The 26,445-nt window shown below is 43.3% G+C and carries 25 protein-coding genes, 12 tRNA genes and 3 rRNA genes; 4 read left to right on the forward strand and 36 right to left on the reverse strand.

The window, feature by feature from the left end:
• Positions 1-113: 113 nt before the first annotated feature.
• Complete coding sequence (gene groL / locus ABC374_RS27610; RefSeq protein WP_101225605.1) at positions 114-1,751, reverse strand: chaperonin GroEL; 1,638 nt, start codon at positions 1,749-1,751, stop codon at positions 114-116.
• Positions 1,752-1,810: 59 nt separating this feature from the next.
• On the reverse strand, positions 1,811-2,095 hold the full coding sequence (gene groES, locus ABC374_RS27615; protein WP_101225604.1) for a co-chaperone GroES: 285 nt from the start codon (positions 2,093-2,095) through the stop codon (positions 1,811-1,813).
• 334 nt (positions 2,096-2,429) lie between these two features.
• Between groES and ABC374_RS27620 the strand changes: the two genes are divergently transcribed.
• Entirely contained in the window at positions 2,430-3,155 is a 726-nt protein-coding gene (locus ABC374_RS27620) for a CPBP family intramembrane glutamic endopeptidase (protein WP_350300966.1), read from the forward strand.
• Positions 3,152-3,364: a YdiK family protein gene (locus tag ABC374_RS27625; protein ID WP_034306342.1), complete on the forward strand. Its 213-nt coding sequence runs from the start codon at positions 3,152-3,154 to the stop codon at positions 3,362-3,364. Before ABC374_RS27620 ends, ABC374_RS27625 begins: the two co-directional genes overlap by 4 nt.
• A 29-nt stretch (positions 3,365-3,393) precedes the next feature.
• On the opposite strand, the gene ABC374_RS27630 is transcribed toward ABC374_RS27625, so the two are convergent.
• Positions 3,394-4,053, reverse strand: coding sequence for a redox-sensing transcriptional repressor Rex (locus ABC374_RS27630; protein ID WP_034306345.1), 660 nt, complete (start codon positions 4,051-4,053; stop codon positions 3,394-3,396).
• A gap of 33 nt (positions 4,054-4,086) precedes the next feature.
• Complete coding sequence (moaC, locus tag ABC374_RS27635) at positions 4,087-4,593, reverse strand: cyclic pyranopterin monophosphate synthase MoaC (RefSeq protein WP_350300965.1); 507 nt, start codon at positions 4,591-4,593, stop codon at positions 4,087-4,089.
• 132 nt (positions 4,594-4,725) lie between these two features.
• Between moaC and ABC374_RS27640 the strand changes: the two genes are divergently transcribed.
• Positions 4,726-6,645: an ABC transporter ATP-binding protein gene (locus ABC374_RS27640; protein ID WP_413020567.1), complete on the forward strand. Its 1,920-nt coding sequence runs from the start codon at positions 4,726-4,728 to the stop codon at positions 6,643-6,645.
• 267 nt (positions 6,646-6,912) lie between these two features.
• On the opposite strand, the gene tsaD is transcribed toward ABC374_RS27640, so the two are convergent.
• The 20 genes from tsaD to ABC374_RS27740 form a co-directional block, all read right to left on the reverse strand.
• Entirely contained in the window at positions 6,913-7,926 is a 1,014-nt protein-coding gene (gene tsaD, locus ABC374_RS27645) for a tRNA (adenosine(37)-N6)-threonylcarbamoyltransferase complex transferase subunit TsaD (protein WP_076372381.1), read from the reverse strand.
• The gene (rimI, locus tag ABC374_RS27650; RefSeq protein ID WP_101225599.1) at positions 7,923-8,375 is read right to left on the reverse strand and encodes a ribosomal protein S18-alanine N-acetyltransferase; all 453 of its coding nucleotides are present in this window, start codon (positions 8,373-8,375) and stop codon (positions 7,923-7,925) included. The genes tsaD and rimI overlap by 4 nt, the downstream gene beginning before the upstream one ends.
• Positions 8,376-8,397: 22 nt before the next feature.
• On the reverse strand, positions 8,398-9,090 hold the full coding sequence (gene tsaB / locus ABC374_RS27655) for a tRNA (adenosine(37)-N6)-threonylcarbamoyltransferase complex dimerization subunit type 1 TsaB (RefSeq protein ID WP_413020568.1): 693 nt from the start codon (positions 9,088-9,090) through the stop codon (positions 8,398-8,400).
• Positions 9,090-9,542, reverse strand: coding sequence for a tRNA (adenosine(37)-N6)-threonylcarbamoyltransferase complex ATPase subunit type 1 TsaE (gene tsaE / locus ABC374_RS27660; protein ID WP_101225597.1), 453 nt, complete (start codon positions 9,540-9,542; stop codon positions 9,090-9,092). The genes tsaB and tsaE overlap by 1 nt, the downstream gene beginning before the upstream one ends.
• Before the next feature lie 180 nt (positions 9,543-9,722).
• Positions 9,723-9,796: transfer RNA gene (locus tag ABC374_RS27665), tRNA-Met, on the reverse strand.
• A 66-nt stretch (positions 9,797-9,862) separates the two neighbouring features.
• Positions 9,863-9,978 (reverse strand): 5S ribosomal RNA (gene rrf / locus ABC374_RS27670).
• A gap of 118 nt (positions 9,979-10,096) precedes the next feature.
• Positions 10,097-13,029, reverse strand: a 23S ribosomal RNA gene (locus tag ABC374_RS27675).
• Positions 13,030-13,205: 176 nt separating this feature from the next.
• A 16S ribosomal RNA gene (locus tag ABC374_RS27680) occupies positions 13,206-14,756 on the reverse strand.
• Together the 16S, 23S and 5S rRNA genes with 12 tRNA genes alongside form the textbook arrangement of a ribosomal RNA operon.
• A gap of 95 nt (positions 14,757-14,851) precedes the next feature.
• Positions 14,852-14,925, reverse strand: a tRNA-Gly gene (locus ABC374_RS27685).
• A 29-nt stretch (positions 14,926-14,954) separates the two neighbouring features.
• Positions 14,955-15,031 (reverse strand) — tRNA-Pro (locus ABC374_RS27690).
• Positions 15,032-15,037: 6 nt separating this feature from the next.
• A tRNA-Arg gene (locus ABC374_RS27695) sits at positions 15,038-15,114 on the reverse strand.
• Positions 15,115-15,132: 18 nt separating this feature from the next.
• A tRNA-Leu gene (locus ABC374_RS27700) sits at positions 15,133-15,218 on the reverse strand.
• Positions 15,219-15,277: 59 nt separating this feature from the next.
• Positions 15,278-15,359, reverse strand: a tRNA-Leu gene (locus tag ABC374_RS27705).
• Between the two features lie 9 nt (positions 15,360-15,368).
• Positions 15,369-15,444: transfer RNA gene (locus tag ABC374_RS27710), tRNA-Lys, on the reverse strand.
• 9 nt (positions 15,445-15,453) lie between these two features.
• Positions 15,454-15,528 (reverse strand) — tRNA-Gln (locus ABC374_RS27715).
• Positions 15,529-15,604: 76 nt separating this feature from the next.
• Positions 15,605-15,680: transfer RNA gene (locus ABC374_RS27720), tRNA-Asp, on the reverse strand.
• Between the two features lie 25 nt (positions 15,681-15,705).
• Positions 15,706-15,777: transfer RNA gene (locus ABC374_RS27725), tRNA-Glu, on the reverse strand.
• A gap of 17 nt (positions 15,778-15,794) precedes the next feature.
• Positions 15,795-15,885: transfer RNA gene (locus tag ABC374_RS27730), tRNA-Ser, on the reverse strand.
• 8 nt (positions 15,886-15,893) lie between these two features.
• A tRNA-Asn gene (locus ABC374_RS27735) sits at positions 15,894-15,968 on the reverse strand.
• A 147-nt stretch (positions 15,969-16,115) separates the two neighbouring features.
• Positions 16,116-16,580, reverse strand: a complete 465-nt coding sequence (locus ABC374_RS27740) for a SprT family protein (RefSeq protein WP_101225978.1) — start codon at positions 16,578-16,580, stop codon at positions 16,116-16,118.
• Positions 16,581-16,663: 83 nt separating this feature from the next.
• On the opposite strand from ABC374_RS27740, the gene cmpA reads away from it, so the two are divergent.
• Positions 16,664-16,783, forward strand: coding sequence for a cortex morphogenetic protein CmpA (gene cmpA / locus ABC374_RS27745; RefSeq protein ID WP_089364909.1), 120 nt, complete (start codon positions 16,664-16,666; stop codon positions 16,781-16,783).
• A gap of 58 nt (positions 16,784-16,841) precedes the next feature.
• Here cmpA and ABC374_RS27750 read toward each other — a convergent pair whose 3' ends face one another.
• From ABC374_RS27750 to alr, 12 genes are all read right to left on the reverse strand, one after another.
• Positions 16,842-19,025 carry a Tex family protein gene (locus ABC374_RS27750; protein WP_350300959.1) on the reverse strand — a complete coding sequence of 728 codons (2,184 nt, stop codon included), beginning with the start codon at positions 19,023-19,025 and terminating at the stop codon, positions 16,842-16,844.
• 92 nt (positions 19,026-19,117) lie between these two features.
• Positions 19,118-19,729: a PP2C family serine/threonine-protein phosphatase gene (locus ABC374_RS27755; protein WP_413020571.1), complete on the reverse strand. Its 612-nt coding sequence runs from the start codon at positions 19,727-19,729 to the stop codon at positions 19,118-19,120.
• The gene (sigB, locus tag ABC374_RS27760) at positions 19,726-20,514 is read right to left on the reverse strand and encodes an RNA polymerase sigma factor SigB (protein WP_413020572.1); all 789 of its coding nucleotides are present in this window, start codon (positions 20,512-20,514) and stop codon (positions 19,726-19,728) included. The genes ABC374_RS27755 and sigB overlap by 4 nt, the downstream gene beginning before the upstream one ends.
• The gene (gene rsbW / locus ABC374_RS27765; RefSeq protein ID WP_413020574.1) at positions 20,492-20,965 is read right to left on the reverse strand and encodes an anti-sigma B factor RsbW; all 474 of its coding nucleotides are present in this window, start codon (positions 20,963-20,965) and stop codon (positions 20,492-20,494) included. The genes sigB and rsbW overlap by 23 nt, the downstream gene beginning before the upstream one ends.
• A complete protein-coding gene (locus ABC374_RS27770; RefSeq protein WP_063236355.1) occupies positions 20,962-21,294 on the reverse strand; it encodes an anti-sigma factor antagonist in 333 nt (110 codons plus the stop codon). The genes rsbW and ABC374_RS27770 overlap by 4 nt, the downstream gene beginning before the upstream one ends.
• A gap of 59 nt (positions 21,295-21,353) precedes the next feature.
• Positions 21,354-22,364: a PP2C family protein-serine/threonine phosphatase gene (locus ABC374_RS27775; RefSeq protein WP_413020575.1), complete on the reverse strand. Its 1,011-nt coding sequence runs from the start codon at positions 22,362-22,364 to the stop codon at positions 21,354-21,356.
• 9 nt (positions 22,365-22,373) lie between these two features.
• Complete coding sequence (locus tag ABC374_RS27780; protein WP_053537122.1) at positions 22,374-22,775, reverse strand: anti-sigma regulatory factor; 402 nt, start codon at positions 22,773-22,775, stop codon at positions 22,374-22,376.
• Between the two features lie 3 nt (positions 22,776-22,778).
• A complete protein-coding gene (locus ABC374_RS27785; RefSeq protein WP_214807356.1) occupies positions 22,779-23,135 on the reverse strand; it encodes an STAS domain-containing protein in 357 nt (118 codons plus the stop codon).
• A gap of 2 nt (positions 23,136-23,137) precedes the next feature.
• Positions 23,138-23,965 (reverse strand): RsbT co-antagonist protein RsbRA, encoded by an 828-nt coding sequence (locus ABC374_RS27790; protein WP_413020577.1) that lies wholly within the window; start codon positions 23,963-23,965, stop codon positions 23,138-23,140.
• 409 nt (positions 23,966-24,374) lie between these two features.
• On the reverse strand, positions 24,375-24,725 hold the full coding sequence (locus ABC374_RS27795) for a type II toxin-antitoxin system PemK/MazF family toxin (RefSeq protein WP_034306610.1): 351 nt from the start codon (positions 24,723-24,725) through the stop codon (positions 24,375-24,377).
• Positions 24,726-24,732: 7 nt separating this feature from the next.
• Entirely contained in the window at positions 24,733-25,014 is a 282-nt protein-coding gene (locus ABC374_RS27800) for a CopG family ribbon-helix-helix protein (RefSeq protein ID WP_034306380.1), read from the reverse strand.
• A 162-nt stretch (positions 25,015-25,176) separates the two neighbouring features.
• Complete coding sequence (gene alr, locus ABC374_RS27805) at positions 25,177-26,340, reverse strand: alanine racemase (protein ID WP_413020599.1); 1,164 nt, start codon at positions 26,338-26,340, stop codon at positions 25,177-25,179.
• Between the last annotated feature and the right edge of the window lie 105 nt (positions 26,341-26,445).

Consider the following 26,445-nt stretch of genomic DNA (forward strand, 5'->3'; position numbering starts at 1 on the left):
TAAATATTTATTGTCATGAATTGTCGTCTTTTATCAAAGCGAGGACAAAGACGAGGACATTTCAGCATCAAACCTCCGCAAACCCTTGATACACAAAGGTTTATTCAGTTCAATTACATCATGCCGCCCATTCCGCCCATGCCGCCCATATCAGGCATGCCCATGCCGCCAGCGCCAGCAGGTTCTGGTTTGTCAGCAACGACAGCTTCTGTAGTTAAGAACATAGCTGCTACAGAGCCAGCGTTTTGTAGAGCTGAACGAGTTACTTTGGTAGGATCGACGATACCGGATTCGATCATGTTCACCCATTGTCCAGTAGCTGCGTTGAAGCCAGTGCCTACTGCTTCGCCTTTAAGGCGCTCTACGATTACAGAGCCTTCAAGTCCAGCATTGTGAGCGATTTGACGAACAGGCTCTTCGATGGCACGAAGAACGATTTTCACGCCTGTTGCTACGTCGCCTTCCGCTTGAATTTCAGCGATTTTATTGTATACGTTAAGAAGTGCTGTACCACCACCGGCTACGATACCTTCTTCAACAGCGGCACGAGTGGAGTTCAATGCATCTTCAATACGAAGTTTACGTTCTTTCAATTCTGTTTCAGTAGCTGCACCGACTTTGATTACCGCTACGCCACCAGCTAATTTAGCAAGGCGTTCTTGTAATTTTTCACGGTCGAATTCAGAAGTTGTTTCTTCTAATTGAACACGGATTTGGTTTACACGAGCTTGAATTTGAGCTGTATCTCCAGCTCCTTCAACGATCGTTGTATTTTCTTTTGTAACAACCACTTTAGACGCACGGCCTAATGAATCGATTGTTGCAGATTTAAGGTCAAGACCGATTTCTTCAGTGATTACTTCGCCGCCTGTAAGAGCTGCGATGTCTTCAAGCATTGCTTTACGACGGTCACCGAATCCAGGAGCTTTAACCGCAACAGCGTTGAATGTTCCACGAAGTTTGTTCACAACAAGAGTTGCAAGCGCTTCGCCTTCTACATCTTCAGCAATTAATAATAGCGGTTTACCTTGTTGTACAACTTGCTCAAGTACAGGAAGGATTTCTTGGATATTCGTGATTTTTTTATCTGTGATCAAGATATATGGATTTTCTAGTACAGCTTCCATTTTATCTGAGTCAGTAACCATGTATGGAGATGCATATCCGCGATCGAATTGCATACCTTCTACTACGTCCAATTCAGTTGTGAAACCTTTAGACTCTTCGATTGTGATGACGCCGTCGTTACCAACGCGCTCCATTGCTTCCGCAATCAGTTGGCCCACTTCTTCATCAGCTGAAGAGATGGCAGCAACTTGTGCGATAGATTCTTTGTTTTCAACAGGTTGGGAAATGGCTTTCAATTCTGCGATTGCAGTATTGACCGCTTTCTCGATTCCTTTACGGATACCCATTGGGTTAGCACCAGCTGTTACGTTTTTAAGACCTTCGCGGATCATCGCTTGTGCAAGAACCGTTGCAGTCGTTGTACCGTCACCAGCTACGTCGTTTGTTTTGCTTGCTACTTCAGCAACCAATTTCGCACCCATGTTTTCGAATGCATCTTCCAATTCGATTTCTTTAGCAATCGTTACACCGTCATTAGTGATAAGTGGTGAACCGAATTTTTTCTCAAGAACCACGTTACGACCTTTTGGTCCAAGCGTTACTTTAACTGCATCTGCAAGTGCGTCCACACCACGAAGCATGGAGCGGCGAGCTTCTTCACTAAATTTAATTTCTTTAGCCATTTATAAGTACCTCCCTAAAATTTTAAGAAAATTTTCGTTCAGTTAAGTATGATGTATAATTAGCCGATAACAGCTAGAATGTCGCTTTCACGTAAAATTAAGTATTCAGTGTTTTCGTATTTAACTTCAGTACCTGCATATTTTGAGAAGATAATTAGATCGCCTTGGGCAACCTCTAAAGCAACACGTTCGCCATTTTCAAGGACACGGCCAGTACCAACTGCTACTACCTTACCTTCTTGCGGCTTTTCTTTAGCAGTATCAGGAAGAACAATACCGCTTGCAGTTTTTTCTTCAGTTTGAACTAGTTCAATAATAACGCGATCACCTAATGGTTTTAACAAGTGAAACAACCTCCTCATATTCTCTTGATAATTTGTTACATGATTATTAGCACTCTTCATCATCGAGTGCTAACACATTTATAATATTAAATAAACCGAGCCTTTTTTGCAAGTATCTTATTGAAAATTTTTTATTAATTTCTGATAAATTACGGGTAAACTACTTTAGCATAATGATTTCCTTAACAAAGTTATTTAAATGTTTCGTTAGGGGTACCTTTAAGTGGTGTTCTGCCTCAATTTTTGATACCATTTTGGAGTATGCGTTTATAGCTTGTCCCCATATCAGGAACGTTCCGAGCGGAATGGGTGACTATAAAAGGAGTTTTCATTTTTGAAAAAAGAATATTGGTTCGTCATCATCACCTATATTGCCATGCAATTATCCAGTATTGTTGGGGTACCCATTTTCATGCTGATCGGGTCTTATACCGGAATGCCGGCTGATGAACTCCAAGTGAAATCTGCAGCATACTGGATAGTTTTCAGTTTTCTCGCTGCTTTATTCTTGATTCTTTTTTTAATGAGAAAAGATATGAGGGAAAAGTTGGACACGAGAAATCAAACTTCCGTTTCCATGTCCATATTATGGGCAATTGCAGGAGTGTTCATGGCTCTTTTTGCGCAAAGCATTGCCGGCAGCATTGAACAGATGCTTGGGGTGGAGTCTGAATCTGAAAATACGCAGCAACTCATTTCACTCATTTACAAAGTCCCCATGGTCATTTTCGTCACTTCAGTAATTGGACCTATATTGGAAGAATTAATTTTCCGGAAAATCATTTTCGGATCACTTCATAAACGCTTTAACTTCTTTATTTCAGCTTTAATCAGCTCAGTTATTTTCGGCTTGGCGCATGGTGAATTTGAACATCTTCTTTTATATACGGCAATGGGCTTCACTTTTGCTTTCCTTTATGCAAAAACAGGCCGCATTCTCGTATCAATGAGCGCTCATATTGCGATGAATACGCTTGTTATCATCCTTCAAGTGGTATATCGGGAGGATATAGAGAAGATGATAGATACTGCACAGGCCTTCATCGGAGGTTTATTATGAAACGTCAATCACCCTTATTCATGGGCATCATCTATGCAGGCTTAGGAGCTCTTTTTACCGCTATCGCGATTCAAACCGTCAATTCTTCTGGATGGGGGCTCTTCGCCTACATACTTGTCCTTATTGCGACTCTTGACTTTGGATCGGGCTTACGCATGATCATGCTGCACTTTAAGATTAAAGCCGCACAAAAAAATAAGAAAAAATAAAAAAACGCTGCAAAGATGCAGCGTTTTTTTCATTCCTCCAAAGCGGCTTCTTCCACAACAGGATAATGTTTCAGGAAGTAGATGAGCGACTGAAGCTCCACGGCCAGGTCAATGTGGTGAACCCTTATTGATGGAGGCACGGTCAGCCTTGCAGGTGTAAAATTCAATATTCCTTTTATATCAGCTTTGACTAAACGATCGGTTATCGTCTGGGCTACCTGTGCAGGCACTGTCAATATAGCGGCAGTGATATTATTTTCCTGCAATAGTGTATCGATTTGATCCATATGATAGATGGGCACATCAGCTATTCGCTTGCCGACTTTTTCTTCAGAAACTTCGAAAGCCATTTCAATTTTTGTATTATTATTTTTCATGAAATTGTAATTTAAAAAAGCGGTTCCTAAATTTCCTACCCCGATTAAAGCGACTTTGGTCAATTCATCTTGATCTAGTGTTTTTCTAAAGAAGGATAATAAATAATTGACATTGTAGCCGTAGCCTTTTTTCCCAAGCGCGCCAAAGTAGGAAAAATCACGGCGTATGGTGGCAGAATCCACTTTTACAGCTTCGCTTAGCTCTGCCGAGGAAACTCTTTGTTTGCCTGAGGAATGTAAGTTCTTTAAAAATCGATAATACAATGGCAACCTTTTGGCTGTTGCCTGCGGTATCTTTGGGTCATGGTTCATTGTTCTTCCCCGCCTTCACACATGCTTTTCAACTTAATCTCTATCTGTTTGTTTTACTTGTCTTTTATAATCGTTACTGGAAACTCCGCCTGTTTTCTCCACTAAGAATGTAGGCCCGATCACCATTCCCTTATCAATGGCCTTACACATGTCATAAACTGTCAAGGCAGTCACGGATGCAGCTGTTAACGCTTCCATTTCCACACCTGTACTTCCTTTTGTCTTAGCTTCCGTTTCAATCCTAAGCCTGTATCCTTGTTCTTCTTTTTCCCACTCAAAGGCTATATTGACCCCTTGCAGAGCAATGGGATGGCACATCGGAATGATATTGGATGTATTTTTGCTGGCCATTATTCCTGCAACCTGTGCAACAGCCAGTACATCACCTTTTTTCATTTTCTGGTTCGTGACCAATTCATATATTTCATCATTCAATAAAATGCTCGATTGAGCCACTGCCGTCCGGGTTGTTTCAGGCTTAGCACTCACATCGACCATTTTGGCCCTGCCCTGTTCATTAAAATGCGTTAAGTCTCCCATTTAAGTAACCCCTCCTAAATCATACACTATTATTCCACTTTATGTAACAGCTTTTGTTTACCATGGAACCAAGCTGTTGCCGATAATAACTAAAATACGTTACACTAACTATAATCAATTGAGGTGAAATCTATGATTTTATTACAAATCAATCAACTATCGAAATATTATGGAGCTGAACTTATTTTATCAAATATGAAGCTCGAAGTTCAAAATAAAGATCGAATTGCACTTGTCGGCCGAAATGGCGCCGGAAAATCCACTCTGCTAAAAATCATAGCCGGGCAGCTTTCCCATGATGGCGGTGAAATTATCAAACCAAAAGGCGTCACAATCGGCTATATGGCCCAGGATACGGGATTGGAATCCGAACTGACCATTTGGGATGAGATGCTGACCGTATTTACGGACCTGATAGAGCAGGAAAAGGAACTGCGTCGCCTTGAGGCTGATATGGCCAGACCTGACATCTTTGAAAACGAAACGATTTACCAAAAAGTGCTGAATGAATACGATACTTTGATGGTGGCATTCAAAGAGAAGGGCGGTTATCAATATGAAGCGGATATCCGTTCCGTATTGCATGGGCTTCAGTTTGCTGACTTTGACTATTCTACCCCAATTTCCACTTTAAGCGGCGGGCAAAAAACAAGGCTTGCATTAGGAAAGCTGCTTTTAAGGAAACCGGATATATTGATTCTGGATGAGCCGACGAACCATTTGGATATCGAAACTCTATCTTGGCTTGAACAATATTTACAAGGCTACCAGGGAGCTGTGCTCATTGTTTCCCATGACCGCTATTTTTTAGATAAAGTAGTAAACCTGGTATATGAGATTTCCCGGAATAACATGAAAAAATACCATGGTAATTATAGTTCTTACCTAGAGGGAAAAGCGGAAGATTATGAGCGGGACATGAAACTGTTCGAGAAGCAGCAAGGGGAAATCGAAAAGCTTCGCGACTTTGTCCAACGTAATATCACAAGGGCTTCCACCACGAAAAGAGCACAAAGCAGACGCAAACAGCTCGAAAAGATGGATGTATTGGACAAGCCGCAAGGTGATGAAAAATCCGCGAATTTTTCTTTCCAGATTGAAAGGCAAAGCGGAAATGAAGTACTCCGCCTCCAGGACTTGGCTATCGGATACGAAGGGGAAACGGTATCAAGGAATATAAATTCCCGGATGACAAAAGGAGAGAGCATAGCTCTTGTTGGCCCAAATGGAGTTGGAAAATCAACGTTATTGAAAACGATCATTTCTAAGCTGCCTGCGCTTTCTGGGGAGTTCCGTTTTGGAACGAACGTAGAAGTCAGCTACTACGATCAAGAACAGGCTAACCTTGTTTCCAATAAACGCGTACTCAATGAATTATGGGACGACTATCCCCTTAAACCGGAAAAGGACATCCGCACCGTACTCGGTAATTTCCTATTTAGCGGGGACGATGTTTTGAAAACCGTTTCCACATTAAGCGGGGGCGAAAAGGCTCGGCTTGCTCTAGCCAAAATGATGATGCAAAAAGGTAATTTTTTAATTCTTGATGAACCAACGAACCATTTGGACCTCGATAGTAAATTGGTGCTTGAAAACGCATTGATCGATTATCCGGGTACTATTCTTTTCGTCTCACATGACCGTTATTTCATAAATCGGATAGCAACGAAAGTGATAGAGCTCTCCAAAGACGGCAACGAAGAATTCCTCGGTGATTATGATTACTATTTAGAGAAGAAACAGGAGCAAGCGGAAATCCAAGCACTTGAACAGCAGGATCAGGCTAAAACTTTAGATGCAGCTGTAGAAAAAATAAATTACAAAATTGATAAAGAAGCAAAAAAAGCAGAACGCCAGCGAAAACGGCGCATTGAGGAAATCGAGGCAGCCATGGAGCGTCTTGAAACCGAAATAAGCGAATATAATGACCTCCTTTGTGATCCAAATGTTTTTCAGGACCACGAAAAAGTGATGGAAGTCCAAACAAAGCTTGATAATGCACAGGAAAAATTGGACCAACTGCTCGAAGAATGGGCTGAACTGGAAGAATGACAAAAGACCGGGTCAATCGACTCGGTCTTTTTCACTTCAAATTAAAAAGTTATCCACAAACTTGTTAACAAACTACTTACCGTTCATTAGCCAATAATTTGAGTTATACACATTATCCACAGAAACATATCCACTTATCCACAAAAACACCACTTTATACACATGCAGTATGATAATCAAAAAAACTTTATCCACAGAATATTCTATTATTTTATTAACACGATAAAAAGACAGGATGCCGAAATGCGGGATCCTGTCTTCTCTCAATTAAAATGCTTCTATATCCAATCCAGGATTTCCGTTCAAATCCAAACCAGATCGTTTTCCTTTTTCAAACATGACACTGCCAGCAGCACCGATCATGGCGGCATTGTCCGTACAAAGATAGAGGGGCGGAATGGATATATCCATAGGTAAATCCTTAAAAGCTTCCGTTAATGCTTCCCTAAGGCCTTTATTTGCCGCAACTCCTCCAGCAAGCAATACCTGCTTCACATTATATTCCTTTGCAGCTTTTACAGCTTTCATTACAAGCACTTCTATCACGCTTGCTTGGAAACTTGCCGCTAAATCTTTAGGTTCGATTTTTTCCCCGCGCTGTTCTGCATTATGCAAAGTGTTGATCACCGCCGATTTCAATCCGCTGAAAGAAAAATCATAGCTGCCATCCAACCATGCCCTAGGCAGTTTCAAAGTTGGTGAGCCTTCTTGCGCAAGCCTATCGATATGAGGACCGCCAGGATAAGGGAGCCCCAATGTTCGAGCCACTTTATCATATGCCTCTCCTGCTGCATCATCCCGCGTCTCCCCTATCACCTTGAAAGAACCTGGCTCTTCTAAAAGCACCAATTCCGTATGACCTCCCGAAACGACTAAGGAAAGCGCAGGATATTCGATCTCCTGAATAAGCCGATTTGCATAGATATGACCAGCGATATGATGCGTACCGACAATCGGTATTCCATGTGCGAAAGCTACAGCCTTCGCCGCATTCACGCCTATTAATAGTGCCCCAACAAGACCCGGGCCTTCTGTAACGGCAATGGCATCCAAGTCTTCATATGTCACACCAGCTTGCAGCAGTGCTTCTTCAAGAACAATCGTAATTTGTTCTACATGATGACGGGAAGCTATTTCTGGGACGACACCGCCAAATCGTTTATGGCTTTCGATTTGTGAAGCCACGACATTACTCAGTATCTCCGTACCATTTTTTATGACAGCTGCCGCAGTTTCATCGCAGCTCGTTTCAATACCTAATATAAATTGATCTTTTTTCATGAAAAATTCACCCACATAACATAAGCATCTTCTTGATTGTCTGTATAATAATTTTTTCGGATTCCGCCCTTTTGGAAACCTAGTTTTTCATATAGCGAAATGGCTACTGCATTACTGACACGGACCTCAAGCGTCATCCTCACCACACCCATCGAAATGGAGATTTCGATCATCTTCCTGAGCAAAGCTTCTCCTAGCTTTTGCCCTCGGTATTCTGGCAATATCGCTATATTGGTAATGTGCGATTCATCAATGACGATCCAGGCACCGCAATAACCGGCGATTTTACCTTCATCCTCTATCACCATGTATACAGCATATTGATTATGATTCAATTCATTAAAAAAAGCTTCCCGGCTCCAAGGCAAAGTAAAGGACTGCTTTTCCACGTTTAGCACTTGGTCGATATCTTCCGTATTCATCTTTCGGAACGTCAATGTTTTACTCATAATAATCGGTCGCTTTCCTTTTTTATTTCCCCTGCTGTTCAAGCCACTTAGCTTCTGCTTCAGCCATGCGGATATAATTCGGTACAAACTGGTGAACATCCACTTCAGCCTTATCAAGACCAATGAAGGCCAGTTCGCTTGGCCTTGAATTATATGACTGTACCGGAGCAAATACAGCCAATTCCCCTAATGCATCCGTAATTGCATCCCGATGGATGTCCACATCTTGACCAACAAATAAAACAGGACGATTTAATTCCTTCAATTGATTCGCCCACTCAGAGGATAGAATATTACAATCTTCAATGACTGTCTTTAAAGAATCCTTTTCCAATTCATATAATCCAGTATAAATCTGCCCTCTTCTTGCATCGAACAAGGGAGAGATCACCCCGTTAAAATAACGTCCATTAGCTGCTAAAACCTCTAAGCTGGAAACACCTGATAAGGGAATTTGAAGCGTCCATGCCAAGCTTTTCGCTATCGTCACTCCAATCCTGACCCCTGTATATGAGCCTGGACCTTGAGCGACCACAATCTTAGTCAATTCCTTCGGTTTAGTATCACAATCCCTCAGCAGTGTCTCAATTGCCGGCATTACCCGCACCGAATGATTTTTCTTTAGGTTCGTCGTATACTCACCAATTACTTGATTCTCGTTTACCAGTGCAATCCCTAATGTGAAATTCGATGTATCTATAGCTAAAACCTTCATCAAATAATCTCCTTACATAACTTTACATATCTTTCGCCTTTGGCTTCCAAAACAATACGCCGGCTGGTATCGCCCAGGCGATAGATATAAATGGTCAAGATTTCCTCTGGAAGGTGATCCTTTATTAAATGGGCCCATTCAACGACAGTCACACCATCACCATCAAAATATTCATCAAAGCCTAGATCTTCTTCCGATTCACTTACCCGATAAACATCCATATGATATAAAGGCAAGCGACCCATGTATTCCTTTATTATCGTGAAGGTAGGGCTATTCACCATTCTGGTAACACCTAATCCTTTAGCCAGGCCTTTTGTGAATGCCGTCTTCCCTGCACCCAAGTCACCTTCTAAAGCCAGCACATCTCCACTGGAAAGCTTTTGTGCCAATCTATGCGCAAATTGCGCTGTTTCTTCCTCACTCTGAGAAATCCATTCAACATGTTGCATATATCAATCACCTTTATCATTATTAGGAAACGTCCTATATAAACGCAATATTATGGAACGAAAACCATTCTATATGTAGTTTACCTTGTTTCAAAAGAAGAAACAAATAAGTTAGGGACATAATTATTCGAATTTCAGATAAAACAAAAAAACGAAACCTAAGTTTCGTTTTTTTTATGATTGCGGGGACAGGATTTGAACCTGCGACCTTCGGGTTATGAGCCCGACGAGCTACCGGACTGCTCCACCCCGCGACGGTATAAATGTTGCTTTTATAAATATAGTATTCCCATTTATCCAAAAAGAATACAATGATTATAGCTTGGCGGCGTCCTACTCTCACAGGGGGAAACCCCCAACTACCATTGGCGCTGAAGAGCTTAACTGCCGTGTTCGGAATGGGAACGGGTGTGACCTCTTCGCTATCGCCACCAAACATTTAATCATTTTAGAACATTTATTATCATACCATGTATGAAATCAAAATGCAAGAAGAAATTTTCATTCCTTCAAAACTAGATAATAATAAGAAGGTATTTCATTTTTTTAAAGCGTTGGTTAAGTCCTCGATCTATTAGTATCAGTCAGCTCCACATGTCACCATGCTTCCACCTCTGACCTATCAACCTGATCATCTTTCAGGGATCTTACTAGCTTGCGCCATGGGAAATCTCATCTTGAGGGGGGCTTCATGCTTAGATGCTTTCAGCACTTATCCCGTCCGCACGTAGCTACCCAGCTATGCCTTTGGCAAGACAACTGGTACACCAGCGGTGCGTCCATCCCGGTCCTCTCGTACTAAGGACAGCTCCTCTCAAATTTCCTGCGCCCGCGACGGATAGGGACCGAACTGTCTCACGACGTTCTGAACCCAGCTCGCGTACCGCTTTAATGGGCGAACAGCCCAACCCTTGGGACCGACTACAGCCCCAGGATGCGATGAGCCGACATCGAGGTGCCAAACCTCCCCGTCGATGTGGACTCTTGGGGGAGATAAGCCTGTTATCCCCGGGGTAGCTTTTATCCGTTGAGCGATGGCCCTTCCATGCGGAACCACCGGATCACTAAGCCCGACTTTCGTCCCTGCTCGACTTGTAGGTCTCGCAGTCAAGCTCCCTTGTGCCTTTACACTCTACGAATGATTTCCAACCATTCTGAGGGAACCTTTGGGCGCCTCCGTTACTCTTTAGGAGGCGACCGCCCCAGTCAAACTGCCCACCTGACACTGTCTCCCACCCCGATAAGGGGCGCGGGTTAGAATTTCAATACAGCCAGGGTAGTATCCCACCAACGCCTCCACCGAAGCTGGCGCTCCGGCTTCTCAGGCTCCTACCTATCCTGTACAAGCTGTACCAAAATTCAATATCAGGCTGCAGTAAAGCTCCACGGGGTCTTTCCGTCCTGTCGCGGGTAACCTGCATCTTCACAGGTACTATAATTTCACCGAGTCTCTCGTTGAGACAGTGCCCAGATCGTTACACCTTTCGTGCGGGTCGGAACTTACCCGACAAGGAATTTCGCTACCTTAGGACCGTTATAGTTACGGCCGCCGTTTACTGGGGCTTCGGTTCAAAGCTTCGCTTGCGCTAACCTCTCCCCTTAACCTTCCAGCACCGGGCAGGTGTCAGCCCCTATACTTCGCCTTGCGGCTTCGCAGAGACCTGTGTTTTTGCTAAACAGTCGCCTGGGCCTATTCACTGCGGCTTTTCTGGGCTATTCACCCTAAAAAGCACCCCTTCTCCCGAAGTTACGGGGTCATTTTGCCGAGTTCCTTAACGAGAGTTCTCTCGCACACCTTAGGATTCTCTCCTCGCCTACCTGTGTCGGTTTGCGGTACGGGCACCTTACATCTCACTAGAGGCTTTTCTTGGCAGCGTGGAATCAGGAACTTCGGTACTATATTTCCCTCGCCATCACAGCTCCGCCTTAATGGAAACGGGATTTGCCTCGTTTCCGGCCTAACTGCTTGGACGCGCATATCCAACAGCGCGCTTACCCTATCCTTCTGCGTCCCCCCATCGTTCAAACGATGTATAGGTGGTACAGGAATATCAACCTGTTGTCCATCGCCTACGCCTTTCGGCCTCGGCTTAGGTCCCGACTAACCCTGAGCGGACGAGCCTTCCTCAGGAAACCTTAGGCATTCGGTGGAAGGGATTCTCACCCTTCTTTCGCTACTCATACCGGCATTCTCACTTCTAAGCGCTCCACCAGTCCTTCCGGTCTGACTTCAACGCCCTTAGAACGCTCTCCTACCATCGACACCATACGGTGTCAATCCACAGCTTCGGTGATACGTTTAGCCCCGGTACATTTTCGGCGCGGAGTCACTCGACCAGTGAGCTATTACGCACTCTTTAAATGGTGGCTGCTTCTAAGCCAACATCCTGGTTGTCTAATCAACTCCACATCCTTTTCCACTTAACGTATACTTTGGGACCTTAGCTGGTGGTCTGGGCTGTTTCCCTTTCGACTACGGATCTTATCACTCGCAGTCTGACTCCCAAGAATAAGTATTTGGCATTCGGAGTTTGACTGAATTCGGTAACCCGTTGGGGGCCCCTAGTCCAATCAGTGCTCTACCTCCAATACTCTCATCTTGAGGCTAGCCCTAAAGCTATTTCGGAGAGAACCAGCTATCTCCAGGTTCGATTGGAATTTCTCCGCTACCCACACCTCATCCCCGCACTTTTCAACGTGCGTGGGTTCGGGCCTCCATTCAGTGTTACCTGAACTTCACCCTGGACATGGGTAGATCACCTGGTTTCGGGTCTACGACCTCATACTCATTCGCCCTATTCAGACTCGCTTTCGCTGCGGCTCCGTCTTATCAACTTAACCTCGCATGAAATCGTAACTCGCCGGTTCATTCTACAAAAGGCACGCCATTACCCATTAACGGGCTTTGACTACTTGTAGGCACACGGTTTCAGGATCTATTTCACTCCCCTTCCGGGGTGCTTTTCACCTTTCCCTCACGGTACTGGTTCACTATCGGTCACTAGGGAGTATTTAGCCTTGGGAGATGGTCCTCCCTGCTTCCGACGGGATTTCTCGTGTCCCGCCGTACTCAGGATCCACTCAGGAGGGAACGAAGTTTCAACTACAGGGTTTTTACCTTCTTCGACGGATCTTTCCAGATCGCTTCATTTACCCCGTTCCTTTGTAACTCCATGTTGAGTGTCCTACAACCCCAAGAGGCAAGCCTCTTGGTTTGGGCTAATTCCGTTTCGCTCGCCGCTACTCAGGAAATCGCGTTTGCTTTCTCTTCCTCCGGGTACTTAGATGTTTCAGTTCCCCGGGTCTGCCTTCAGTACCCTATGTATTCAGGTAAAGATACTGTTCCATTACGAACAGTGGGTTTCCCCATTCGGAAATCTCCGGATCAAAGCTTACTTACAGCTCCCCGAAGCATATCGGTGTTAGTCCCGTCCTTCATCGGCTCCTAGTGCCAAGGCATCCACCGTGCGCCCTTTCTAACTTAACCGTTAAAAAAGATCTTACAGATGCTTTGAAAAAAATTAATTGCCTTCTATCAATTATCTAGTTTTCAAGGAACAAAGCAGAAAGAATCCATCACATCGTGATGCTTGTCTTTCCTATTTGAATGAATTACTCATTCAAAACTGAACAAAACAAAAGCGCTCTCGTAATTATCCTTAGAAAGGAGGTGATCCAGCCGCACCTTCCGATACGGCTACCTTGTTACGACTTCACCCCAATCATCTGTCCCACCTTAGGCGGCTGGCTCCATGAAGGTTACCTCACCGACTTCGGGTGTTACAAACTCTCGTGGTGTGACGGGCGGTGTGTACAAGGCCCGGGAACGTATTCACCGCGGCATGCTGATCCGCGATTACTAGCGATTCCGGCTTCATGCAGGCGAGTTGCAGCCTGCAATCCGAACTGAGAATGGCTTTATGGGATTCGCTTACCTTCGCAGGTTTGCAGCCCTTTGTACCATCCATTGTAGCACGTGTGTAGCCCAGGTCATAAGGGGCATGATGATTTGACGTCATCCCCACCTTCCTCCGGTTTGTCACCGGCAGTCACCTTAGAGTGCCCAACTGAATGCTGGCAACTAAGATCAAGGGTTGCGCTCGTTGCGGGACTTAACCCAACATCTCACGACACGAGCTGACGACAACCATGCACCACCTGTCACTCTGTCCCCCGAAGGGGAAAGCCCTATCTCTAGGGTTGTCAGAGGATGTCAAGACCTGGTAAGGTTCTTCGCGTTGCTTCGAATTAAACCACATGCTCCACCGCTTGTGCGGGCCCCCGTCAATTCCTTTGAGTTTCAGCCTTGCGGCCGTACTCCCCAGGCGGAGTGCTTAATGCGTTAGCTGCAGCACTAAAGGGCGGAAACCCTCTAACACTTAGCACTCATCGTTTACGGCGTGGACTACCAGGGTATCTAATCCTGTTTGCTCCCCACGCTTTCGCGCCTCAGTGTCAGTTACAGACCAGAAAGTCGCCTTCGCCACTGGTGTTCCTCCAAATCTCTACGCATTTCACCGCTACACTTGGAATTCCACTTTCCTCTTCTGCACTCAAGTTCCCCAGTTTCCAATGACCCTCCACGGTTGAGCCGTGGGCTTTCACATCAGACTTAAGGAACCACCTGCGCGCGCTTTACGCCCAATAATTCCGGACAACGCTTGCCACCTACGTATTACCGCGGCTGCTGGCACGTAGTTAGCCGTGGCTTTCTGGTTAGGTACCGTCAAGGTACCAGCAGTTACTCTGGTACTTGTTCTTCCCTAACAACAGAACTTTACGACCCGAAGGCCTTCTTCGTTCACGCGGCGTTGCTCCGTCAGACTTTCGTCCATTGCGGAAGATTCCCTACTGCTGCCTCCCGTAGGAGTCTGGGCCGTGTCTCAGTCCCAGTGTGGCCGATCACCCTCTCAGGTCGGCTACGCATCGTCGCCTTGGTGAGCCATTACCTCACCAACTAGCTAATGCGCCGCGGGCCCATCTATAAGTGACAGCGTAAACCGTCTTTCCATCTTCTCTCATGCGAGAAAAGAACGTATCCGGTATTAGCTCCGGTTTCCCGAAGTTATCCCAGTCTTATAGGCAGGTTGCCCACGTGTTACTCACCCGTCCGCCGCTAATCTCAGGGAGCAAGCTCCCGTCGATTCGCTCGACTTGCATGTATTAGGCACGCCGCCAGCGTTCGTCCTGAGCCAGGATCAAACTCTCCGAAGAAATGTTTGACTTGCTCATTTGCTTTTTTGATAGTGTGTGCTCACTTAAAATTTAACGTTGGCGCTTTGTTTTGTTCAGTTTTCAAAGAGCAATAATGGAGCGGGTGAAGAGAATCGAACTCTCATCATCAGCTTGGAAGGCTGAGGTTTTACCACTAAACTACACCCGCATTTAATTTTAAAATATTTTCAGAAAGAATGGTCGGGAAGACAGGATTCGAACCTGCGACCCCTTGGTCCCAAACCAAGTGCTCTACCAAGCTGAGCTACTTCCCGTAAATATGGTGCGCCCGGCGGGAGTCGAACCTACAACCTTCTGATTCGTAGTCAGATGCTCTATCCAATTGAGCTACGGGCGCTAATTTCTATGATGTTATTGGTGCGGCCGAGAGGAGTCGAACCTCCACGGGGTTTCCCCCACTAGGCCCTCAACCTAGCGCGTCTGCCATTCCGCCACGACCGCGAAAGCGACTTTGTAAGTTTAACACCTTTTCAACTTGATGTCAAGAAGAAAAATATCAGTGCGGGTGAAGGGACTTGAACCCCCACGCCTTGCGGCGCCAGATCCTAAGTCTGGTGCGTCTGCCAATTCCGCCACACCCGCGAAAATAAATGGTGAGCCATGAAGGATTCGAACCTTCGACCCTCTGATTAAAAGTCAGATGCTCTACCAACTGAGCTAATGGCTCTAAATAAAATGGCTGGGCTAGAAGGGATCGAACCTTCGCATGACGGAATCAAAATCCGTTGCCTTACCGCTTGGCTATAGCCCAATAATCGAATACTAATTAACAGCCAGGATAATATTATATCACAATAATATTATTTTAGCAAGTGTTTTTTTAAAAATGGCGGTCCCGACGGGAATCGAACCCGCGATCTCCTGCGTGACAGGCAGGCATGTTAACCGCTACACCACGGGACCAGTATTATGATTATATATAAGAAAGTGACCCATACGGGATTCGAACCCGTGTTACCGCCGTGAAAGGGCGGTGTCTTAACCGCTTGACCAATGGGCCTTGATAAAATATGCAGCTGGCGGAGAAGGAGGGATTTGAACCCTCGCGCCGCTTACGCGACCTACACCCTTAGCAGGGGCGCCTCTTCAGCCTCTTGAGTACTTCCCCAAAAAAAATGGCTCCGCAGGTAGGACTCGAACCTACGACCGTTCGGTTAACAGCCGAATGCTCTACCACTGAGCTACTGCGGAATAATGAAAATTGGGTTCCTTTTTCACGCTCAAGGACCTTAGTGTTTGTCGTTAAGAACAAGTTGTTATCTTGTCGACTCTTATGATTATAAAGAGGTTGCAACTTAAAGTCAAGGGTTCTTTTATGATTTTTTATATTTTTGTTTTTTACTCCTTAAACCCTTGGTAAATCAATGTTCCACGACATTTACCACAAACGAAACGGGTAGTGTCGATTCGCTTTTTTCTTATATACACCTGCTGACAGTCTTCACATTTATATTGGATAGTATTCATCTTTTTCTTTAATTGGTTAGATGGCAGCGGTTCGCAAAATCTCGGCGCCCCCACTTTTTTGAGTAATTGCTTAAAGTCCGCATCACGATGCTGGTACCCTTTTTTCTCGATGTGCAGATGATAATGGCACAATTCATGCTTAATGATTCCAATCATTTCTTCCACACCGCGTTCATCAAGATACTTCTTATTGATTTCTATATTGTGTGAACGGAGCAAATATCGGCCTCCTGTTGTTCGGAGACGTGGATTAAAACTGGCTTGATGTCTAAAGGCCTTTTCAAAGTCTTTCAACGATATTTCTTCAACAAGTTTTTGCAATTGCCGATTATCCATTTCCCCCTCCCTTTCCTTGGTAACATGACAACCCATTATAACATAGACTAATAATACAATAAGAAACTAAGGGAGGAAAAGCTATGCCTAATTGGTTCCAGAATCAAATCCGCAAAGCCTTTTATGAAAAGGATTATTATCAAGTGAAGATGTTGAATCAATGTTGGTTTTTTTATCAAAAGAAAGAAAGCCTCCGGTTATAAATTCAACTTTGTTCCATATAAAAAAACCCCTTCTATTATAGAAGGAGCTTACCATAGACTAGTTTTGATCCTTTGGCTCGAGCATCGTTAAAGATACCCTTTGTTTTTGCGAGTCAACCAGTTCGACCCAAACCGTCACAACATCCCCAACGGCCACTACATCCAATGGGTGTTTTACAAACCTGTTGCTCAGTTTAGAAATATGAACCAGTCCATCCTGTTTAACACCAATATCCACAAACGCACCGAAATCCACAACATTCCTCACTGTACCTTGTAATTCCATCCCAGTTTGCAGATCCTCCATTTTTAGTACATCCTGCTTAAGCAGTGGTTTTGATAATTCATCCCGAGGATCTCTTCCCGGTTTCATCAAATCATCTATGATATCTTTAATCGTAATTTCCCCAATTGCCAATTCATCGGCCAAATCAGCCGGATTTAGTTTGCCTAATTCTTCATTCAGGACATCACTGCCTAAATCATCAGATGTGAATCCCATTTTCTTTAATAATTTATTCACGGCACTGTAGTTCTCAGGATGTATCGCGGTTTGATCTAAAGGCTCATCTCCATTAATGATACGTAAGAACCCTATACATTGTTCATAAGTTTTGGCACCCAGCCGGGGAATCTTCTTTAATTCCTTCCTGCTTGAAAACTTTCCTTCCACTTCCCTTTTCTTCACAATATTTTGAGCAACCGATTTCGATAAACCAGCTACATATTGCAAAAGTGACGATGAAGCGGTATTGACATTCACCCCCACCTGGTTAACAGCTGTTTCTACTACAAAGGTGAGGGATTCCGTTAACTTTTTCTGGGACACATCATGTTGATATTGACCCACCCCCACGGATTGCGGATCAATTTTAACAAGTTCAGCAAGGGGATCCTGAAGCCTTCTTCCTATTGAAACGGCGCTTCTCTGTTCTACCTGAAGATCCGGAAACTCTTCACGGGCAATATCCGAGGCTGAATACACACTGGCACCCGCTTCATTTACAATTATATATGATATATTCCCTTTCACTTCTTTCAAAATATCTGCGATGAATTGCTCTGATTCACGTGATGCCGTACCATTGCCGATTGCCACGATTTCAACCGAGAACCGCTGAAGTATTTCGATCGTTTTTTCACGGGCAGCATTAAGTTTCGCAGCAGGAGGATGCGGGTAGATCACACTGATATCGAGTACCTTTCCGGTTTCATCAATGACAGCCAACTTACAGCCAGTCCGATATGCCGGATCTAGGGCGAGGACCACTTTTCCTTTAAGCGGAGGCTGCAAGAGCAGGTTCCGCAGGTTTTCAGAGAAAATATGGATAGCTTGATCCTCAGCTTTTTCCGTCAGCTCTTTTCTGATTTCCCGTTCTACAGAAGGCATGATCAAACGCTTAAGTCCATCCTCAATCGCAGATTTAAGAACAACTTGGGCTTCAGATTTGTTATTTTTAATGATTTTCCGTTCAAGATGACCAATGATGATTTCAGTCCGGGGCTGAATGGAGATTCGCAGAACCTCTTCCTTTTCACCTCTATTCAGCGCCAACACCCGATGCGGTACGATTCTTTGAACCGGCTCCTCGTATTCATAGTACATTTCGAAGATTTTTTTCTCGTCCTTCTCTTCATTTTTCACAGTTGAAACCATTTTTCCGGCTTTGAAAATTTCAGCCCTTATCCACTTCCTTAATTCTGCATCATCGGAAATATGTTCAGCTATGATATCCTGCGCTCCAGCAATTGCCTCTTCAATAGAAGAAACTTCTTTTTCTGCCGATATGAATTCTGCAGCTTTTTCGCTGACACTGGCATGCATTGGACATTCCAGAAGCCAATTGGCCAGTGGTTCAAGACCCTTTTCTTTAGCGACTGTCGCTTTCGTTCTCCTTTTTTGCTTGAATGGCCTGTATAAATCCTCGACTTCCTGCAGTTTTGTTGCCTTCTCGATTTGTTTCGTTAATTCTTCCGTCAATTTTCCCTGTTCACCTATTGAACGCGTAACTTCCGCTTTCCTCTGGCCAAGGTTTTCAAGATAATTCCACCTTTCCATGATGGAACGAATCTGAACTTCATCAAGCGAACCCGTCATTTCTTTTCTATACCGTGCGATAAAAGGGACAGTGTTCCCTTCTTGCAGCATCTGTATGACGTTTTGGACTTGATGATTTTTCAAAGTTAGCTCATTGGATATTTGTTTAATCAGTTCTTTCAATGTATCTTCTACAACGATCATTATGTTTACCTCCAACCTTTTGATCTAATAAGTATAGTCTAGCAAATGAGTGATGAAGTTGCGAATTCAATACAAAAAAGCTCACTTCCGAATTATGGCGAAAGTAAGCTTCCTAAAATGAAAGTTGTATCATCTGCAGTTAATGGACTGCTTTTTAATATACATTGTGCGTTCTTATCGATAGGGACCAGCCTTTTTAAAAAAGATTTAGCTCCCTTAAGTTCTAAACCATCGGAATGAAGAATGAATTTTGCATTTGGTTCATATTTGTAGCTCTGCGTCCTGTATGTTTGTTTCCTTCCGGATAAATACCCTGTAACAGGTAAAGGGTAAACGAGTTTATCGTCGCTTGGATTATACAGGAAAAAGCGGATGTTACCCACTGAACTGTATACAAATTCATTCTTATCATAAAATATCTTCAAAATCGAAACGGCTGCCCCCCGCTTATCGACCAAAACCTGGTTACATACCGCCATTAATGATTCTACATCCAACTCATGATTACGTTTTACTTCCTCGATGACGGCATGGGAGGAATCATAAGCATTTTTACCGCTGCCTAGACCATCAGCCAGGACACACACAAAGTATTCTTCCGTATGAAGAAAAAAGTAATCATCACCACAATAAACCATCCCGTTTTTAGACGATTGAGAGACAAGGACTTCTATTTTTTCTCCTTTGAGAATATCTTTAATCACTGAATTAACTCCGAGTTTTCAGCATTAATGGCTTCTTGAAGTTTCTTGATCGCGCGGCGCTGGAGCCTTGAAACATGCATTTGGGAAATCCCCAGTTTATCGCCAGCTTCTTTCTGACTTAAATTCTCTAGGTAAGTATGTTGAATAATCATCTTTTCACGGTCACTCAGCACATGCAGCACCTTTTCAAGCACAAGACGCTGATTGACCCTTTCAAAACCTTCATCGACATTCCCGAATATATCAAGCAACGTGACAGTACCGCCATCAGAATCCGCCTCAATAGAATGATCCACAGATAAAGCTTGATAGCTTTTTCCCATTTCCATCGCTTCTAAAACTTCTTCTTCAGTCACGCCTATGCTATCGGCTATTTCATCTATTCTTGGTGAACGATGCAGAGTTGTCGTTAATTCCTCGACAGTCACCCTGATTTTCGGACCAAGTTCCTTAATTCTCCTCGGAACATGGACACTCCATGTTTTGTCACGCAGGAACCTTTTGATTTCGCCGATTATGGTAGGGACGGCAAATGCCTCAAAGCTCTTACCGAAAGATTCATCATATCGTCGAATGGCACCCAATAAACCAATCATGCCGACTTGGGAGATATCCTCCTGAAATGACTTCCCTTTCGCATACTTACGAGAGATTGTTTCAACCAAACTTTTATAATGGATGACTAGATTACTCTGTGCTTCATCATCTTGATTCTGCTGGTAAGCTCTTATCCATTCATTTATCTGTTCTCTTTGCGCCTGATTAGGTTGAGACTGTTTTTGCATCCATCTCCACCTGCTCTCCTTCTAAAAACTTAGTCATAAATACTGTAACCCCATCATGCTGATGGATTTTTACATCATCCATCAAAGTTTCAATAAGGTAAAGACCCAAGCCTCCTTCTCTCAAAAGTTCGACTTTTTGTCCATTTTCGTATGGACCGAGTCCTTGACGAACTTCTTCGAAATTACAGCTCTTGCCACTATCAGAAACCATGACCTCCAAACGGTCAGGATAAAGGCCGAAACTTACTTTCACTTCACCTTTTTCAGATTGCTTATATGCATGCTGTACAGCATTTGTGCAAGCCTCACTCGTAGCGATTTTCAAATCCTCAATTTCATCATACGCAAATCCCATCCGGCTTCCTATTCCAGAAAGCGTTAAACGAATGACACCGATGAATTCTGGTTTTGCAGGTATTTTCATTTCGATGTAATCATATACTTGACTCATTCTAACCCACCCTCTGTACCACTTTTTATATCAATGATATCTGCAAGACCTGTTATATCAAATAAACGTCGTAACCTTTCTGATAAGCCAACTAGTGTGAATTCGCCATTATGTGCCCTTACGCTTTTGAAAGCACCGACAAATACCCCAAGTCCCGTACTATCCATATAAGAGACTTCAGTTAAATCAATCGTAATCGAAACATTATCCTGCTCTGAAATCGGAAATAGTGATTCTCTTAACTTCGGTGCAGTATAGGCATCGATCTCACCTTTTAGTTTTACAATAAATTCAGTATTTAATTCATTAACATCTACAGTTATATTCATCCTTGACCCACCTCTTCAAATCCTCTTCATTTCTATATCTATACCCAGCAGAAACGATACTAAACATTTGATTTTAAAATTATTAATGTAAAATCATCCCTCAGTTGGAAGTTCTGCATTTTTTCCAATTGTTTATATATATTATTCACCATTTCCTGGGCTTGCAAATGCATATTCTTTTTAATGAGACCAATAAGTGTTTCCCTTTCTATGAACCCATCATTCGTCCGGCACTCCGTTACACCATCGGATAATAAAATGATCATGTCTCCACGATTCACCGTTTTTTCATATTGGCGATACCTTGTTTTTTTATCGACTCCAAGCAACAAGCCCTTTGCATCCAAATCGCTGAAAGTACCTGTTGCGGCATCATAGTAAAAACCAGGTTCATGTCCGGCTGAAGCATAGGAAAATTGCCTGTCATGCGGATCATATAAACCATAGAACATGGTTATGAACATGCTTGGATCCACATTATGCTCCACAACACGGTTTAAACTCTCAAGCACACTATTCGGTTCATGACGATTCTCCGGAAGACTGTCCATCGCATATTTGATCATCGACATGCACAATGCAGCAGGAATCCCTTTTCCAATAACATCGGCTATCCCTACCCCTATACGCTCATTTTCATCTTGGACGAAGTGATAGTAATCTCCGTTCATCTGTCTCGCCGGAACACTGATCGCTCCAATTTCAAGAGCTTTGATATCAGGAATTTCCGTTTCCAAAAGAGTATGTTGGACGTTTGCCGCAATCTCGATTTCCGTTTTCAGTTCCTGCTGCTGATGTCTAAGGCTTTGATGTTCACGGTATGCAATGCCGTAGCCCATCATGACTTCTAGCAGGAAATCGAAAGAATCCAATACTTTTCCCGGTAATTCCGGGTAAAGTTCCATTAAGTTATTTTTATGCATACTGATGATTTCTTCTGGAGATATATTGTATTTAATATGTAGGCGGCTAATCTTTTGCCCTTGGTAGAGTGCCTGCTCATTTAGGTCTTTAAGATAAGTGGAAAGCGCCTCATGATACTTTTTCTCCATGTTCTCCCTAATATCCATAGTCCCCCCCTAACGGAGCCATTTCGTAGCGATGATCTTAGTCCCTTCACCTGGTATCGATTCAATATCAAAGTCATCCATTAAACGCTTGGCTCCTGGAAGGCCTGCTCCCAGCCCCCCCGATGTGGTATATCCATCTTCCATGACTCTGCGGATATCCTCAATTCCCGGCCCTTGGTCCTCTGCAATGATTTTCAATCCTGACTTCCCATTTCTATTTAGCTTTTCTATGCTAACACTGCCTTGTCCAGCATATAGGTATATGTTTCGGGCCAATTCGCTAATGGCCGTCGTGATCCTGGCCTGGTCTACAGTACCGAACCCCAACTCTTTAGCGACATTTCTTCCGAGCTGCCTTGCAGCTACGATGTCCCATTCATTTATGATTTTTACGCAGGATTGGAACTCCATTCTTTATTCCCCCAATTCCTGTTGTAATTTCTCCAGGCCTTTCTCTAAGTCTAATGCTGTCAGAACATCATCGAGACTAATTCCCAGTTCAATTAATGTTATTGCAACAGCAGGCTGGATCCCCGTAATTACAACCTTGGCCCCCATAAGCTTAGACATGCTAAAGACATCGCCCAATACCTTTGCGATAAAAGAATCAATAAAATCTATTGAGGTAATATCTATAACAACGCCATTCGCGCTTGTTTCATGAATCTTATGCAGTAAATCCTCTTGGAATTGAAGGGCTGTCATATCATCCAATTCCCACTGTATAGAGACTAACAAGCAGTCATAAAGCTTTAATATCGGAATCCTCATACTTATCCCTCCACCTTTACGATCTTTCGGCTCGTTAATTCCAACGCAACTTCTATCCCTTTTTTCAATGTATTTTTTGTAATCACTTCATTTAAATTAATTCCTAGATTAACGATGGTTTGGGCTATTTCAGGGCGAATGCCGCAAAGTATACATTTTGCGCCCACTAAGCGGACCGCTTCCGCAGCTTGAATGATATGGTGGGCAACCATTGTATCCACGACCGGCACGCCCGTTATATCAATAAGAACAACTTCAGATCTATGCTTAACCACGCCAGTCAGCAGGTTTTCCATTATCTGTTTGGCACGTTCTGTATCTATCGTACCAACCAGGGGCATGACCGTAATGCCTTCCAATACAGGAATGAGCGGTGCCGAAAGTTCTTGCAACGCTATTTTTTGCATGGAAACAGTTCTTTCCCAAGTTTGGGTATATATATTGACTATTTCATTATTTATCGGTGTGGCCCATTTATCCAAATGGTTAACAAGATTGACTTGATTATCCGGTGTCACCAGACCCTTATCCACCATTCCATTTATGACAATTAACGTGAATTTATGAAGTCCTTCATTGACGAAGGTAAGAGGCCATCCCAATTGGACGACTTTCTCAGCAAAATCTGAAAGCTTCAATGTGAATTCCTTGTTTTTACTATCAACATTCGTGATGATCATATCTATAAATTCACTGCTAGTTTGCGTGAACATTCGATCTGAGACGACTTTAATTAATCTTTCGTCCGTACTTTCCTTCATGATGCCCATCCACTCAGTAAGGATGTAATCTTGATTTTGCTTAATAAAATCGTAAACCAATTGATTCATAATATCCTCCCATTCTAACACAATTGCCATGTTTCCCTGTCCTCGTCACAAGGATGTTAACTAACTGTAATGATAATTCCATTTGGATTTTCTTTGTGTTTCCCACTATGTTTTTGCTTTTTTTATTTATTTACAACATAACTACATACCCTAAATTCAGTCAAGAGAAACATCAATTAAAGAAAAGTTAGGGAGATACTATAAAAACAATGACGTTCCATCCAATATCTAACTGTATATTGTTTTTATTCGTCAAATTCTTCATATTTCCTGCTGTATACTTTTTGGATATGTTAACGTTATTTGACAAAAAAAACACGATTCCCCAGTTGCAGGAATCGTGCCATCTAAATAACATAAAGAATGATTTGTATTATAATAACGCCCGGTTCAACGGGAAAAATTTTCTTTAAAACTCAATAAGGCCTAAACTAATTTGCAAAGCTTCATTGACTTTTTGCATCATCGGTTCGTCAAGATGCGTAATTTTATCAGTTAAACGCTGCTTATCAATTGTCCGGATCTGTTCTAATAAAATGACGGAATCCCGCTCGAATCCGTACTTTTTTGCATTAATCTCAACATGCGTAGGCAATTTCGCTTTTTGAATTTGAGCTGTAATGGCTGCCACAATCACAGTCGGACTAAAGCGATTACCAATATCGTTTTGTAAAATTAGTACCGGACGGGTCCCCCCCTGCTCTGAACCAACTACCGGGGAAAGGTCTGCGAAGTATACGTCACCACGCTTAACAACAATCAATGGCTCAGCCTCCGCTAACTAATCGTTCAACGCAATGACCAGCCTCGAATTCAGCCTGGAAGGCTTCAGAAGCAATCGTTAGGTTAATGGCCGCCATTTCAATATAACCGCGTTTCATCGATTCACGAAACTCTTTCTTTTTACGTTCGCGAAGATACATTTTTGTGGCACGATAAATAAATTCACTGCGATTTACATTTTCCTCACTCGCATACCCATCTAACTCTGTTAAAAAATTTTGAGGTAATCGAATTAATATCTCTCTTGTTGCGCTGGATTCAGACACAAACATACACCTCCACCATCACTACACACCTTTATTGTATATATCCTTTTCAATATTACCATTAAAATGCCTATCTGCAAAGAGTATATTCTATTCTCAATCCTATTATCAGCATAATAAAGGAAATCTTATTCACAATCTTAGGATTTTTTTACAATCTGGTCATTCCAAAATGAAGTTGCGTACATGTTTCACCTGATTGTCTTTTATATATACACGGGGTACTCTTGCTCCTATCATGCATGTTACCTCATAGTTGATCGTTTCCAGTTTTGCCGCTATCTCATCGACAGTAATCGATTCATCCCCATCATTCCCCATGAGCGTGACCTCTGTTCCTACAGGGTAAGGTCCAGGCAGCTTGATCATGCATTGATCCATGCAAATCCTCCCGACTATGGGTACTCTTCTTCCATCCACAAGAACTTCCTGTCCTTGCAGCTTACGGATCCAGCCGTCAGCATAACCGATTGGCAAAGTCCCAATCCATTCATCACCTTCAGCCGTATAAGTCGCTCCATAACTAACGCTTTCACCCTTAGCAAGCTGTTTAACCGCGACCAGCTTCGTTCTCAATGAAATAGCCTGCTTTAATGGGTATGGCAATATTGGCTTCATCTCCACGGAAGGACTCAATCCATACATGGAAATCCCCATTCTTATTGCATTCCATTCAGGGTCGGTGAATCTTAAAGAAGCCGCACTATTGGCTGCATGAATATATTCAGGCTTTCCAGTCATTACGGAAAGCATCCCTTTAAATGTAGCAAGCTGCTTTTCATAATAGTCGGTCTTCATTTCATCCGCCGTCGCGAAATGAGTGAATATCCCTTGGAAATTGAAACAAGCTTCCCTCTCAAGCAAATTTTCCACTTTCATGAGTTGACCTTTATCACGAATGCCGATTCTACCCATGCCGCTATCCACTTTTACATGGATTTGCAAAACTTGTCCCGGTTTCAACAAATCCTTTACCTTTTCCAACCATGCATAATCGAAAACCGTCACGGAAATCCCATACTCGGCAGCAAGTGCTGCGCTTTCAGGCCTTGATGCCCCAAGTACAAGGATCGGTGCCAATATTCCCTTTTTTCGTAAGGCAAGAGCCTCATCCAAAAAAGCGACACTTAAAAAATCCGCCCCCGCTTCAAGCGCCGTTATGGCCACTTCATAGTCCCCATGGCCATATGCATTCGCTTTAACGACAGCGAAAAGACTAACGCCATTTCCCAGTCTTTGTTTCATTGAAGAGATATTTTCAAAAATTTTATCCAAATTTACTTCTGCCCACGTATCTCGATGAAATATTTTCGTTTCCAAGACCATTTCCTTCTTTCCTACACTCACAATAAGATTCTTCCCAGTAGCGAAGTTTCGTTTCATTATAGGAACATTCTATAACCAACCGCCAGAAAGATAAAGTGCTTTTTC

Source organism: Peribacillus phoenicis, from assembly GCF_047238085.1.
Taxonomy (GTDB): domain Bacteria; phylum Bacillota; class Bacilli; order Bacillales; family DSM-1321; genus Peribacillus.

What these genes read in the sequence shown, in the direction of transcription:
- groL (WP_101225605.1), bottom strand. Translation starts at nt 1,751, where the DNA reads ATGGCTAAAGAAATTAAATTTAGTGAAGAAGCTCGCCGCTCCATGCTT.
- ABC374_RS27770 (WP_063236355.1), bottom strand. Translation starts at nt 21,294, where the DNA reads ATGAATATAACTGTAGATGTTAATGAATTAAATACTGAATTTATTGTA.
- ABC374_RS27630 (WP_034306345.1), bottom strand. Translation starts at nt 4,053, where the DNA reads ATGAACCATGACCCAAAGATACCGCAGGCAACAGCCAAAAGGTTGCCA.
- ABC374_RS27775 (WP_413020575.1), bottom strand. Translation starts at nt 22,364, where the DNA reads ATGGATATTAGGGAGAACATGGAGAAAAAGTATCATGAGGCGCTTTCC.
- ABC374_RS27785 (WP_214807356.1), bottom strand. Translation starts at nt 23,135, where the DNA reads ATGAGGATTCCGATATTAAAGCTTTATGACTGCTTGTTAGTCTCTATA.
- ABC374_RS27750 (WP_350300959.1), bottom strand. Translation starts at nt 19,025, where the DNA reads ATGATCGTTGTAGAAGATACATTGAAAGAACTGATTAAACAAATATCC.
- tsaB (WP_413020568.1), bottom strand. Translation starts at nt 9,090, where the DNA reads ATGAAGGTTTTAGCTATAGATACATCGAATTTCACATTAGGGATTGCA.
- tsaE (WP_101225597.1), bottom strand. Translation starts at nt 9,542, where the DNA reads ATGCAACATGTTGAATGGATTTCTCAGAGTGAGGAAGAAACAGCGCAA.
- rimI (WP_101225599.1), bottom strand. Translation starts at nt 8,375, where the DNA reads ATGAGTAAAACATTGACGTTCCGAAAGATGAATACGGAAGATATCGAC.
- ABC374_RS27625 (WP_034306342.1), top strand. Translation starts at nt 3,152, where the DNA reads ATGAAACGTCAATCACCCTTATTCATGGGCATCATCTATGCAGGCTTA.
- ABC374_RS27640 (WP_413020567.1), top strand. Translation starts at nt 4,726, where the DNA reads ATGATTTTATTACAAATCAATCAACTATCGAAATATTATGGAGCTGAA.
- ABC374_RS27780 (WP_053537122.1), bottom strand. Translation starts at nt 22,775, where the DNA reads ATGGAGTTCCAATCCTGCGTAAAAATCATAAATGAATGGGACATCGTA.
- moaC (WP_350300965.1), bottom strand. Translation starts at nt 4,593, where the DNA reads ATGGGAGACTTAACGCATTTTAATGAACAGGGCAGGGCCAAAATGGTC.
- alr (WP_413020599.1), bottom strand. Translation starts at nt 26,340, where the DNA reads ATGGTCTTGGAAACGAAAATATTTCATCGAGATACGTGGGCAGAAGTA.
- rsbW (WP_413020574.1), bottom strand. Translation starts at nt 20,965, where the DNA reads ATGAGTCAAGTATATGATTACATCGAAATGAAAATACCTGCAAAACCA.
- tsaD (WP_076372381.1), bottom strand. Translation starts at nt 7,926, where the DNA reads ATGAAAAAAGATCAATTTATATTAGGTATTGAAACGAGCTGCGATGAA.
- sigB (WP_413020572.1), bottom strand. Translation starts at nt 20,514, where the DNA reads ATGCAAAAACAGTCTCAACCTAATCAGGCGCAAAGAGAACAGATAAAT.
- cmpA (WP_089364909.1), top strand. Translation starts at nt 16,664, where the DNA reads ATGCCTAATTGGTTCCAGAATCAAATCCGCAAAGCCTTTTATGAAAAG.
- ABC374_RS27740 (WP_101225978.1), bottom strand. Translation starts at nt 16,580, where the DNA reads ATGGATAATCGGCAATTGCAAAAACTTGTTGAAGAAATATCGTTGAAA.
- ABC374_RS27790 (WP_413020577.1), bottom strand. Translation starts at nt 23,965, where the DNA reads ATGAATCAATTGGTTTACGATTTTATTAAGCAAAATCAAGATTACATC.